This is a genomic window from Sporosarcina sp. FSL K6-3457 (genome assembly GCF_038007285.1).
Taxonomy (GTDB): domain Bacteria; phylum Bacillota; class Bacilli; order Bacillales_A; family Planococcaceae; genus Sporosarcina.
In genome coordinates this window covers 500423-513937 of record NZ_JBBOWX010000001.1, presented here as the reverse complement: position 1 = coordinate 513937, position 13515 = coordinate 500423, and the positions used below count along the sequence as shown (strand labels likewise).

Annotated in this window: 10 protein-coding genes; 3 read left to right on the top strand and 7 right to left on the bottom strand. The window is 39.4% G+C overall.

Going from position 1 to position 13515, the window contains the following annotated elements:
• Positions 1 to 8 precede the first annotated feature (8 nt).
• Positions 9 to 1127, bottom strand: a complete 1119-nt coding sequence (locus tag N1I80_RS02605) for a GTP-binding protein (protein ID WP_340736407.1) — start codon at positions 1125 to 1127, stop codon at positions 9 to 11.
• Positions 1128 to 1145: 18 nt separating this feature from the next.
• On the bottom strand, positions 1146 to 2240 hold the full coding sequence (locus tag N1I80_RS02600) for a metal ABC transporter solute-binding protein, Zn/Mn family (protein WP_340736406.1): 1095 nt from the start codon (positions 2238 to 2240) through the stop codon (positions 1146 to 1148).
• 424 nt (positions 2241 to 2664) lie between these two features.
• On the opposite strand from N1I80_RS02600, the gene N1I80_RS02595 reads away from it, so the two are divergent.
• Both N1I80_RS02595 and tnpC read left to right on the top strand, forming a co-directional pair.
• Positions 2665 to 3141, top strand: a complete 477-nt coding sequence (locus N1I80_RS02595; protein ID WP_340736405.1) for a DUF6444 domain-containing protein — start codon at positions 2665 to 2667, stop codon at positions 3139 to 3141.
• A 178-nt stretch (positions 3142 to 3319) separates the two neighbouring features.
• Positions 3320 to 4135 carry an IS66 family transposase gene (gene tnpC / locus N1I80_RS02590; RefSeq protein ID WP_445683629.1) on the top strand — a complete coding sequence of 272 codons (816 nt, stop codon included), beginning with the start codon at positions 3320 to 3322 and terminating at the stop codon, positions 4133 to 4135.
• Between the two features lie 323 nt (positions 4136 to 4458).
• Here the strand turns inward: tnpC and N1I80_RS02585 are convergent, their stop codons facing one another.
• Together N1I80_RS02585 and N1I80_RS02580 are read right to left on the bottom strand one after the other, a co-directional pair.
• Entirely contained in the window at positions 4459 to 5670 is a 1212-nt protein-coding gene (locus tag N1I80_RS02585) for an EAL and HDOD domain-containing protein (protein WP_340736404.1), read from the bottom strand.
• Between the two features lie 328 nt (positions 5671 to 5998).
• Complete coding sequence (locus N1I80_RS02580) at positions 5999 to 6208, bottom strand: helix-turn-helix transcriptional regulator (protein ID WP_340736403.1); 210 nt, start codon at positions 6206 to 6208, stop codon at positions 5999 to 6001.
• 144 nt (positions 6209 to 6352) lie between these two features.
• Here N1I80_RS02580 and N1I80_RS02575 point away from each other — a divergent pair, with 144 nt between their 5' ends.
• On the top strand, positions 6353 to 6994 hold the full coding sequence (locus tag N1I80_RS02575; RefSeq protein WP_340736402.1) for a LexA family protein: 642 nt from the start codon (positions 6353 to 6355) through the stop codon (positions 6992 to 6994).
• Between the two features lie 281 nt (positions 6995 to 7275).
• Here N1I80_RS02575 and N1I80_RS02570 read toward each other — a convergent pair whose 3' ends face one another.
• From N1I80_RS02570 to N1I80_RS02560, 3 genes are all read right to left on the bottom strand, one after another.
• Positions 7276 to 10380: an ATP-binding protein gene (locus N1I80_RS02570; protein ID WP_340736401.1), complete on the bottom strand. Its 3105-nt coding sequence runs from the start codon at positions 10378 to 10380 to the stop codon at positions 7276 to 7278.
• A gap of 237 nt (positions 10381 to 10617) precedes the next feature.
• Positions 10618 to 10827 (bottom strand): hypothetical protein, encoded by a 210-nt coding sequence (locus N1I80_RS02565; RefSeq protein WP_340736400.1) that lies wholly within the window; start codon positions 10825 to 10827, stop codon positions 10618 to 10620.
• A gap of 293 nt (positions 10828 to 11120) precedes the next feature.
• Complete coding sequence (locus N1I80_RS02560; RefSeq protein WP_340736399.1) at positions 11121 to 13115, bottom strand: methyl-accepting chemotaxis protein; 1995 nt, start codon at positions 13113 to 13115, stop codon at positions 11121 to 11123.
• Positions 13116 to 13515 lie beyond the last annotated feature (400 nt).

The following is a 13515-nucleotide window of genomic DNA, read 5'->3' as shown; positions in this document are numbered from 1 at the left end:
CATATAGATCAAATTGCTAGTTGAAAATCGGGCAATGGATCAACAAAGCTTGTCCAGTCCTGCACTAATTCTTCATCCGTTAACAAGCATCTATTTAAACCTGCCGTAATTTCCTGTTGATTCATTCTAATACCGATCATTACAAGTTCAGTCATTTTTCCACCGAATTCTTCATCCCAAACGCCGACTCCTTCGATACTGAGGGATGGACCCGCTTGAGATAGTAAAACTGCGATATCATTACGAGTCGCCAGCCATAGAAATCCTTTTGCGCGGACAATTTCAACCGGCCACTCTAACATCCAATTCATCAGGCGCTCCGGATGGAATGGCTGTTGGCTCCGGTAAACAAACGACGCAATCCCATACTCTTCTGTCTCCGGAACATGCTCTTCGTTCAGCTCCTTGAGCCAGCCAGCACTTTGACTAGACATCTCAAAATCAAACAATCTTGTGTCGAGCACTTCACTTAATGCCAGTTGGGATTGCACTGTTTCGATGATCTTCGCATCAGGATTTAATGCATAAAGCATACCTTTCAACTCACCCACCTTCTCCGTCGGAACTAAATCCGTCTTGTTCAACAACAGTACATTGGCAAATTCAATCTGGTCGATAAGCAAATCGGCAATCTCTCGTTCATCAGCTTCCGTTGCAGCCTCCCGTCGGTCAAGTAACGTTTCACCGGAAGTAAAATCTCTCCAAAAAGCATTGGCGTCTACAACGGTAACCATTGTATCTAGCCGGCAAAGCTTCGACAACTCAATGCCTAGTGCTTCGTCTACATAGGTAAATGTCTGCGCAACCGGAATCGGCTCACTGATCCCTGAAGATTCGATAACGATGTAGTCGATATCACCAAGCGCCACAAGCTTTTCCACTTCAAGCACTAAATCCTCTCGAAGGGTGCAGCAAATACAACCATTTTGTAGCTCCACCAACTTTTCTTCTGTGCGCGAAAAACCACCCTGTTTAATCAAAGTAGCATCGATGTTCACTTCACTCATATCATTAACGATGACAGCAATTTTCAACTCAGCTTGATTGTGTAAAATATGATTCAATAATGTCGTCTTCCCCGAACCTAAGTAGCCACTTAATACTGTAACAGGTATTTTTTCTTTCATTTCTCCACTCCTCGATTTTTACTTTGTGCTCAACGCCTTCGCCAGTGTTTCAATGTTATATTTCATTAATGACAGGTAATCCTCGTTGTTTTCTACATCCTCAGCCGTTAGGACACCAAGATTATGCAGCATTAGTGAATCCGCTCCAATTTCTTTTCGAATGATGTCAGTGAGTTTAGAGGAGACATTTTGTTCGAATAAAACATATTTCAAGTTATGTGTTTTCGCGTATTCAACGAGAGAAGCCAGTTGTTTTTGTGAAGGTTCGCTTTGTGAATTTAATCCAGCAACTGCAACTTGTTCAAGCCCATACGTATTAGCGATATAACCGAAAGCTGCATGTGAGACGAAAAATGTTTTGATAGCAGCATGAGAAACCATGTCTTTAAATTGTTGATCGAGTTCAAGTAAATCCTTTTTTAGCCCTTCAAAGTTTTCCTCAAACATATCTTTCTTTTCAGGAGATGCCTCTATGAGCGAGTCTTTAATGACTGCTGCGAGCTCTATACTTAGTACAGGAGAAATCCATACATGAGGGTCGAATTCCTCGTGATCGTGATCATGCGAGTCATGGCCTTCCTCATCATGATCATGCGATTCATGACCTTCCTCACCGTGATCATGTGATTCATGCCCTTCCTCACCGTGATCATGCGATTCATGCCCTTCCTCACCACGATCATGTGATTCATGCCCTTCCTCACCATGATCGTGATCATGTCCCTTGCCTAGCGACTCTTCGGAAATATCGTTAGCGACCGGAATCATTTTAACATTTTCGCCTTTCATTGTTTTTTCAGCATTCTCCACAAATCCTTCAAGACCAAGTCCGATATAAAAGAATAAATCCGAATCAGCAAGTGCTATCATATCCTTTTGCGTAGGGTCAAACGTATGCTCATCTGCCCCAGGCGGATAAATAGAGTGTACATCGACCGCATCCCCACCAATCCGTTCGGTGAAATATTGAAGCGGGTAGACAGTTGTATAGACGGATACGACATCTGCACTACCTTCCGCTTCTCCCTTCTCCTTCGCTTGCTCTTTGTTGCCACATGCTGCGAGCAGCAATAGGCTAATAATTGATAAAATAGACAAAAACTTTTTATTCATTGAATTAATTCCTCCTTCGTATTTACAAAGCGTAATGATTACGATTTGAATTCTTATCATACAAGAGAGCTTTTAAATTTGCAACTATATTTATTTTCGAATGTGTACTTACGAACCTCCTATCATTGAAACGATATGTTTTTGATGTCAGTGAATCCTACTTCCCAGTTCAAGGCTTACATATACCCTTTTTGTAACTACTCAGGTACTTAAATTGTTTCAAAACTCTCAATATGGGTATCTATTTACTAACTCTACTATTGTGACTCTTACCAACAGCGCTCGGCTCTTGGGGATGCCTCCCGCAATGAGCCAGACAGAAAACCGCTGTCAGTCTCATTGCTTCGGCGACCCCAGTAGACGCCTTCGCTGGAAATCACATAAAAATCATAAGTTCATTGTATAGAGAAAGGAGAAAATTCCAATGAAATATACAGCCAAAAAAATTGAAGAGATTAGTCATGGAGAACCCATTGAAATTGCATCTTTTATCATGAATCTTCTCCTTTATATTGAAAAGTTGGAGGTCCAAATTGAACAACAGAAAACCCATATTGTTAAACTAGTAACACGCGTAAAAGAACTAGAACGACAAGTAGGGTTAACAAGTACTAACAGTAGTAAACCGCCATCTAGCGATGGTTTACGCAAGCCTAAAAGTCTGCGGAAATCTGGAGGTAAGATGGGCGCCCCAAAGGATCATGACGGCTATACTCTCAAACCGATTGATCAGCCAGATGAAGTCAAATGGCATAAGGTCGAAGTCTGCTTACACTGTGAAACTTCTCTTGCAGATTTACCATCGGAAGGGTATATCCGTCGACAAGTATTCGATTTACCGATTCCCCGTGTTGTGGTTACAGAGCACCGGATTGAAAAAAAAGTGCTGTCCGAACTGTGACACGCAACAACATGCACCTTCCCCGGAAAACGTGAAAGCACCTGTCCAATATGGAGACAATTGGATTGCCACGTGCGCCTATTTACATACATACCACCATCTTCCCCTTGAACGTATCAGTCAACTATTTCACGACATGACCGGCTATCGTCCTAGCTAAGCCACCCTTCTGCACCGTTTGTCCTCTATCTCTACTAAAATTGAGCCCCATACTGCATACATACGAGAAGAACTATTGAAAAGTGCCGTCGTCCATGCGGACGAAACAAGGATGCGCATTGAGGATAAAATGCACTGGTTACATACGGTTAGCAGTTCTGACTGGACACTTTATCATGTCCATGAAAAACGAGGGAAAATAGCGATCAAGGATCACGATGTCTTACCCAAGTACCACGGGATTCTTGTCCACGACTGTTGGGCTTCCTATTTTACGGCTGACTATTCATTTGATCATGCCCTATGTGGTGCTCATCTTCTTCGTGAGTGTCAAGGTATCATCAATTATGATGGCCATCAATGGGCTGCAGATATGAAAGAACTTTTACAAGAAGCCTGTCACCACAAGAAAAAATGGAGACTCGAAGATATACCGATAAAAGGAGCGGACGCTCTTGAATGGGAAATGCGCTACATCAGAATTCTCGAGCGTGGTGCAAAAGAATGGGTCACTGATCCCGTAGTGGATGCCCCACTCAAACGGGGTCGAAAGAAAAAGAGTAAAGCCGCTAATCTAGCTACACGCTTCCTACTCCATAAAACCGCTATATTGCGGTTTGTTCGAGATGCACGTGTGCCTTTTGATAACAGTCAAGCAGAACGGGACATCCGAATGATGAAAGTGAAACAGAAAGTATCAGGCCATTTCCGCACACTTGAAGTGGCTAAACAATTTGCCAAAATCCACGGATTTATTTCCACGCTTCGCAAACAAGGTCGTGATATCCTTTCCTCACTCCTCTCCGTCACACGTGGAGAATTCTCCTTCAAATAGAATGAATCTATGTGGGTTGAACAAATGATACCAGCGAATCTCCAGCGAAGGCGCCTAACAGGGGTGGCCGAAGCGATAAGACTAATAGTGGTCTTCTATTAGGCTTATCGCGGGAGGCATCCCCTAGCGCCAAGCGTTGTTGATAGAATTTTTTATATCAACATAGATACCTAAGTAGTTACCCCTTTTTATTATTTACTTATGTCAATGAAGCCCTATACTCACGTCACAAAGAATACAAAAAGGATGCTTCCGTCGAGATCAATAATCTCTGCAAAAACATCCTCCAAAACATTAACTTCTAGCATTTAGCTTCCCATTAGTCAAACAACAGCCGCTTTTAACGCAAGTTCGCTTAACTCTCTCTCACTTATGCCTAGCCGTTCTGCACGTTGAATAGCATCCCTAAAATCCAAACGTTCAAGAGCTTTTGCTATTTGAAGATAAGAGCTCATTTCGGTTTGCTGGCCACCTAACGTCTTAATAATCTGCTTGGATACAGGCAATAGCGAAAAGATATCTGCTCTGCTCCGCTTTAATATCAAATCGATGAGTGAAAACATACCTAACATGTAATATTCATCAGTTTCGTGCTTCCCACTTCGCATAGCCAGCAATTCACACACATTCGCTCTTGTTAAAGAGAAATTCACAAGCACTTTAATATCTCCGTTCATTCCCTCAGAACCTTTTTGATAAATAGCGAGAAATTGAATCCATTTTTTAAATTTCTGTAACCCCATTCTGGCAATTGCATGGTGAATGGAGCTGATTTTTTTTGAAGACCTGAACGCATGCGTATTTATATGTCTGAGCAGTTTGTAGGTCAATGAGATATCTCGCATAATTAATGCCGCAATCTCCTCAATGTTGGGATCCTCTTTGTTCAATAGTTTCAGAATTTCAAAGTAAAGCAAGGTATCTGAAGGCAACTTCTTTCCCTTAATGATATCTGGTTTCGCAAAAAAATAGCCCTGAAAGAGTTCATAACCTAAAGACTTCGCCACTTCAAACTGCTGATTTGTCTCTACTTTTTCGGCTAGTAGGATAATATGGGGATGCTTGACTTTCAATGCCTCTATTGCAGATCGCTGTGACTCGGTAGTGGAAATAAAATCTACTTTAATGTAATCAATGGATTGAAATAAATCCGGATATACACTATGTTGGCTTTGCAGAATAAAGTCATCTAGTGCAAGTCGGAATCCCATACTCTTCAACTTCTTCAGCCTTGTCAAAAGAGTAGATGTCATGACTACATCCTCTAAAATCTCAATGACAACTCGATTAGGATCAAGAATATCAAAAATATCTGTCATAAGAAGCGTAGCCGAAAAATTGATGAATACTTTCTTCGCCGCAATCTGTTCAAATCCTGGCGACAAATATGTATTCACAATAACCGCTATTGTCGCTAGTTCAGAATCCACATCCGGGAAAGCATTGCTATCGCTATTTCGATACAACAGCTCAAACGAAAAAAGATCGCCATTCACATCTAATATAGGCTGTTGTCCAACAAAAATTTCTTCCACTCCTACACCCCATTAATCATCTATTTATCTCACATTCCATCCCCTTAACTAACGGAGTCATTATCAGATTTTAAACTGTTGAGCAAGACCATTTAACTCTTCAGCTAATCGGGCGAATTGTGTAGAGCTAGCTGCCACATCTTCCATTACTTGAACGAAAAAACACAACTTCCACTCGAATGATTATTTTAATATATACACTAATCAAACCTATCCAAAAGAGTGAGTAATTACTCATATGCTCTCCAAAAAGATATTTTAGTTTTATAATTACCCACTTCCTTATACCTATAATAAATGCACTTAAAGTGCAGTGTTAACCACTGAATTATCTCTTATCTGGTACCCTTAGATAATCGGCATCCATTTGAAACACATACGCTATCGCATAGAGTGCGAGAGGCTTTAATTCTACCTCTCCATTCTCCCAACTAGCCAAGGTTTTCTTTGATACGCCCAACTTTTCAGCCAAAGCTTCTTGCGTAAAACCTTTTTCTACACGGGCCGCTTTAAGACCCAAATCAACATGTCGATGCATGTCGCAAGCCTCCTTTTTTTGCTGTCACATACACATTAATACACTTAAAGTGCAGCGTCAACACATAAAGTGCAGTATTTTCCATAAACATGTTTCAGACTCTGCACTTTAGGTATAGAATAGGCTATGAAAGGAGGAGTTTATATGAAGGAAGACATAACACTTTCGTATCAAAGACAAGTTTTATCCGACAATATCAAAAGGTTTTTGGATAGTAGAGGGATAACACAAACTGATATGGCTCGTGATATCGGTATCGCTGAAACGACCGTCTCTAGTTGGATGTTGGGAAAAAGGTATCCGGGATTGAAAAGCCAGCAACGCTTGGCGGACTACTTCAACGTCAAGCGTTCGGACCTTACTGAGGAGAGACCTTCAAATTTAGTTGAAGTATTTCCACAAACAATCAAGATTCCGATTCTAGGTATTATCACTTGCCGTGATCCGATACTTGTACAAGAAAACATAATAGGCTACCGCTTCGAATCTCCAGTCGACTTACCGAGTGGATCGCTTTGCTACTTAGAAGCAAAAGGTGACAGCATGATACCAAAGATTCCAAACGGATCTCACGTCCTTATCCGTGAGCAAACAGAAGTTGACTACGGAGAAATTGCGGCTGTTTTAGTCAACGGGGATCAAGAAGTTACCTTAAAGAAAGTAACAAGACAGGGAGATACAGTTCTACTGATGCCTCTCAACAGTGATCATGATCCAATCATCATCAGGGAGGGCTATACAGTCCGTATTATCGGGAAAGCAGTAGAAGTAAAGTACAAACTTTAATTCCAATCGACGACTCTTAAAAAGAGCAGCATCCTCATTCGGATTGCCTGCTCTTTCCAATATAAGATGTGGCGATGTTAAATTTAAATAGTAACTTTTGAGAATAACGTGATATTCAATCGTGAATAAAAGCTATAATTATCCTGAACTTTTCATTATAATACGAGCTCATACACAATGAAAATTGCAAAAAACACTTATAGAATCAATGATGATTCCATAAGTGTTTTAAGCAGGTTCGTAAACTGTGTTATTGAATACCCTAATAGCATGTCTCCTGACTATAAGTTACTTGGAACCGTAAATGTAACTGTTGTCCCGACATCAGGTTTGCTGGAAACACTCAGACCTTTACCATATAATCGTTTCAAACGTTGTTCGGTATTCATTAGTCCAATACCTTTTTTCCAATTCGGTTGGATTGTAAAGATTTGTTTTATTTTTTCTTCATCCATCCCAACACCATTATCACTAACGGTAATTTCCGTATAACCGTCTTCTTTGCGGATTCGTATCGTTATTGCTCCGCCAACAATTCGCTTCAGCACTCCATGATTGACCGCATTTTCTACTAATGTTTGGATAGATAAAGGCGGGATCATTACACCTTTGACTTCATCTACTTCCCATTTTATATGTAGTCGCTCTCCAAATCGCTCCTTTTCAATATATAAATAAGATTCAAGTAAATCAAGTTCATATTGAAGAGGGACAACCTTGTCTAAGTTTTTCAGATTGAAACTACTTTGTAAATAATGTGAAAACTTCTCAAGAATACGAGCCATTCTCGACGTATCTGTCACACTCAATGAAACAATCGCATTCAGCGTATTCAACATGAAATGTGGACGAATTTGTGCATGAAGCCATGCAGCTTCCATCCCCAACCGCTCATTAATAGATGCTTGTAATTCAGTTAAAGCATGTACCCGAACATTTAACTCCACCGCATCAACTGGTTTTGTGACGTAATCATTTGCCCCTGCTAAAAAACCAGTATAGATATCCTCCGGGTTACTTCGTGCTGTTAACAGAAGAATAGGAAGTTCAGATATGGAGAATTTCTCCCGAATGGAACGGGTTAATTCATACCCAGACATGGCTGGCATCATCACATCCGAAATAATTAAGTCCCATTCTTTCCGCTCAAGTTGTCTTAATGCTTCTTTTCCGCTAGTCACAATTTCTATCTCATATTGGTCTTCAGAAAGTATGTTCGTCAACACTTTCAAATTGACTGGATCGTCGTCGATGGCCAAAATTCTTGGTCTATATAACGATGTTGTATTTTTAGTAAATGCTTCAATCATTGCATGATTTATTGCAATCGGGATTTCTTTAAGTGGTAGCTCGCTCATCTCCATAGCTGGGGCCGACGTTGCTACTAGTTGTTCTTCAAAAGAATTTTCCGCTAGCGATAAGGTAAAGGTAAATACCGAACCTTCACCCAAGACGGAACTTGCCTTTATGATGCCACCATGCATTTCCACTAACTGTCGGCAAATACTTAGGCCAAGGCCGAGTCCACCCCCAATTGCAGTTATACTAGAATCACCTTGTTTATAGGGTTCGAAAATTGTACGTAGCGTTTTATCAGTTATTCCCACGCCCGTATCCGTAATATGAATATGAGCTTTTCCCTCTTGTATGTTTGCATCAATAGTAATGATGCCCTCATCCGTATATTTCACCGCATTATGTAGAAGATTAAACAAAATTTGAATCAGTCGATTTTTATCCGCTTTCACACTAGGAAAATCACTTGGGATTCGGACTTCCATTTGAATATTTTTATTTTCAATCAGAACTTTGAGCATATCAACAACACCTGTAGAGATTGCTTGTATATCAAGACGCTCTCTTTCTAGGTGGATTCTATGCTCTTTCAGGCGGGTAACATCTAGTAAATCTTCTAAAGTACGTGACATATGATGTCCAATTGTCAGTTGAAGTTCCAAGTCCTTTTGCGTTTTTTCGTCTAACTGATTATGTCTATTTTTCAAAATAGACTGCGCAATATTAATAATGCCATGTAAAGGGTTTCGAAGTTCATGGGATGTATTCGCTAAAAAATCATCCTTTTGCTTAATCTCTTTTTGTAGTTGAATCGCAAGTTCTTCATTCGAAGCATTTAAAGCTACTAGTTGTTTGTTTTGTTGCTCGATTTTCCAAACGGAATCAGCAAAATCTTTACTCAATACGATGACATGAACCATAATATAAATGCCAATTGCCGGTAGCATTAACTCAATGCCATTGTACCAACCGTTCCCAATTGCATAGTCATTGAAAAATGCAGCGAATATTAAAAATGTACCCATCGCATTTATTTTGGCGATTCGGTTGTTATTTCGGATACTTTTGTAGATGACATACACCAAGTATATAAAGGTAGGTATCGTTAATTGGAACACTGTAAAGAAGAGCTCCTGGAAAAAAACCGGCTGTGTAAATAGGGTAATGATCATTAGTAGCGTATGAACACTGACAAGCACATACATAACTTTTTTAGAAAATTCCTGCTCATGCCATTTCCATAACAACAAGACATAAAACATCGATGTCGCTTCTGTTAATAGATATTCGATACGTGTACCCCAAAGCCAGGACATATTAGAAAATAAAATCGTGTAGTAAAATGGAACAGCAAACAAAGATCTTATGGCAATAAGCATCGCAAATAATCCAAATATGAATAAAATAATCTCACTTTTCCGATACCAGGCAAGCAAAATCATAAATACTCCAACGATTAAAATAGCTCCACTTAGGAAAAGTGTTATCATCATCTCCGTTTGAAACTTCCGTGATACGACAGACGCTTCTCCCACAAAGATGGTGTTTTCAACCCCACCCCGAATATGGTCAAAGCTAGATATTTGCATCGTCAGCAGCACTTCATCCGATTGTGCAATAAAATAGCCTGTTTTCGGAGCCATTTCAGCCGTGTGTGAAGTTGAATCTTTCCCCACGATTCCATTTTTCATGATTTCTGTTTGATTGACAGAAAGCGTATAGGCACTATATTGATAAGGTATGTGGATAGCTAATGTTTCGCCTATATATTCTTCTGGAATTTTAATAGTTGTGCTGTACGTTCCAAATGAATTGATGTCTCCCGTTTGCGTCTGAAATGAGCTTGGAAGTGAGACTACTTTTCCCATTCCATTTCTTAATTGCTCTTTCACTTCATCGGGAGTTAATAGTAGTTTTTCAAAGAAACTCCATTCTCCATCTAAGTTTGTGTAGAACTCTTTCGATTGTTGCTGTTCACTAAAATCAAATCCATCAGCCAGCTGCGCAAGGCTACTACGCCCACCGACCCCCATTATTATTAAAAAGATTGCTATACATACGAACAAATATCGTTTACGTATATGCCTCATCTACCTCTCCCCCATTTTAGGCACCAACCATTACATGTCAAACTAGACCACAAATCATGAGCAACCTTTTTATAATAATACCAAGCAAATAGAAACGTCACAAGGTGAAGACGTAGAAATAAAGGCTGACCCAAAATAATCCTCTCTCAAACTTACTGAAAACTATTATTTCTATACAATAAAAATAGCACCAATTTCTCTGTAAAAGAAATCAGTACTTCGTTTGTTCACTATACGTTATCGTGCTTCTTTTGGCGGTTGGCACACGTCACATTTACGTTGGTTTTTATTGTTAAATTTCGTAAATGTTTTTTCAAAGTTGCTACCACATGCACATTTAAATAGTAACTTTTGAGAAAAACCATGATATTCCGTCGTTAACAACTTACTTTCCGAATTGTTCTCAACAAATTCTTTAATCTTATCGATTGTCCATCGTTTTTGCATTTTTTACACCTCCATGTTTCATTCTTTCAATTATAAGTGAAAAGCGTAATGATCATAAATTAATTATTATAACATGGGCCCGCATACAATGAAAATCAAAAACGCCAACCCCTACTGGAGTTGACGCTTTTGATTTTGAAAATGATAGATCACATCATGCCACCCCTCAGGTGAGATTGTGTAATATCTTTAACAAGAATTTACCGTTTCTCACTTGATGCGTTAGCAAAATGTTAGCATTCTGGTTACATCAAAATCTAGGAGATGAGTAATGGTTATTGCTACAGATATTTTTAGTATTTAAAGATAGCTATAGCAGATTTTAATTCTTCTGCCTGAGCAGAAAGCGACTGAACTGAAATTGAAATTTCCTCCATCGACGCTAACTGTTCTTCTGCTGATGCCGCCACCTCTTCAGAAGTTGCAGCGTTGCTTTGTGCCACTTGCACAATTTCATCTGATTGTGCAGTGACTTCCTGAATAGCTGCAGACATTTGCTCTACCGCCGCTGAAACTTCTTCCATCTGCGGAGAAATCTCATTGGTAGTTTGAAGAATTCCATTAAATTTCTCAATAGCTTCTCTCGTGATCTCTACTCCGTCTTTTACGTCCTCTGTAATACGCTCCATAATACCCACTGTATTTTCCGTATCATCTTGAATCTTCATAATAATCGAGTGAATTTCTTTGGCTGATGTTTGCGTCTGTTCAGCAAGGTGCCTTACTTCTTCTGCTACAACCGCAAAGCCCTTTCCATGTTCGCCTGCACGAGCCGCTTCAATGGCAGCATTTAAGGCAAGTAAATTTGTTTGATCTGCAATACCTGAAATAACGCTCAAAATTTCGTTAACCTCTTTGGAACTCTCATGCAAAGATTGAATAGTTTCATGTGATTCGCTAACAGAAGTATGAATTGACTGCATTTGAGTAACTGTTTTGGATATGGCTTCCCCTCCTTCATCCGCCTCGAGAACAGCATGGCGGGAAAGGTCTGTAACTTTTGATGAACGTTCGGCAATGTTGTTAACACCAATCGCTACTTCGCTATAGGTTTGAGACACTTTATCAACTGTATTTGTCTGTATTTCCGCATTTTTCGCTACTTCTTGGATTGAGGAGGATACTTGTTCAGTTGCAGCATTTATTTCTTCTGTGCTCGTAAATAATTGCTCTGAAGCAACCGCCACTTTTCCGGCTGTCTGTTCCACTTTCTGAGTAAGAATGCGCAGACCATCTATCATCTCATTAAAAGCCTGACCTAATTTACCAATGACATCACTTGTATTTATTTCCACATATTGCGTTAGATCCCCTTCACTTACTTTCACGGCTGATTCCGCTAATTGTATGATTGGTTTAGTAACGGATTTAATGATGAAGATGACAGCGATGATTCCTACGACTATGGCGATTACTGCTACCAACCATGATATCCGCAAAATAGGGGCAGACGCCTCTTCAATTTCATTGGTGTAGATAGTCCCGACTATTTTCCATCCAGTCAATTCATTAGTAATATAGTCCAAGACAACCGAATCTCCACCCACCTTATCGTTTAACTGACCAGTTTCTTGTGTATACAAATTGTCACTGAATGTACCTTCTGCTTCACTTCCTAAACTAGCAGTGGGGTGAGCAAGATACTTTTTGTTTTGGTCTAAAATAAATCCATATCCCTCTTCACCAATTTTAGTGGTTTGGGCTACTTCCTGTAGCTTATTAAGATTAATATCAATACCTACTACTCCAGAACCATCAGCATTTACTTTGGAAATTGTTATTACCATTTCACCCGTGCTCGCAGCAACATATGGTTCTGAAATCACCATTTCTCCTTTACGTTCCATCGCCTGCTTATACCAATCTCTTTCTCTCGCATCATAACCTTCCGGTAAGCCCAGCTCCGCCGGCTCCATTATATATACTCCAGCTTCGTTACCTGTATATACAATATCGATTTCCGGATGTGTCTCTTGATAAAATTTCAAAGGTTTTTGAATTTCAGGACTGCTAAATTTTTGATATTGATTTGAAGTGATTCTACTCGCTAAAACTTCAACGTCCTTTAATCTAGGGTTAATCGTATCGTCTATTGCCCTGTTCAGCATTGCCACATTTTCATTAACACTATTTAGTATATTTTTTTCTATCTCACTTTTAGCCGTGTCATAGGATAACAATCCAATTGCTAAGGCAGGAATCGTTAAGATTAATGCAAAAGAAAAAATTAATTTTACATGTAAATTACGCAAGCTAAACTTGTTTACTTTTTGGGGGGCATTTTTCATTAGGCTACCTCTTTTCTTTGAATGGCAATAATAAAGTCATTTGGATGCATTTACAATATTTAATCCGCTTTTGAACTCTTGCTTAAACTATAGTGATACCCCAAACGCTAACACTGCTTCAATTGGTCAAAAGGAATGAAAAATTTGCTAGGCAAAGTTGCCTGTAGTTTTAACTATTTAATAATACAAAAAAACATCTAGGATGTTGAAGATCCTTTCTGTTCTCTAGATTAAAAGGAAATATAGATGACTAATTTCTGAAGATAGATCGGCTTAATGAAATTGTAGAAGGGAGTATTAAAGTGGGACAAGGGATAACCCTTGTCCAGCAGTATTTTAGGCTCATTGGGATTTTTCGAAATTAGCTTATTTTATTTATTCGTATTTAACCTGTACCTTT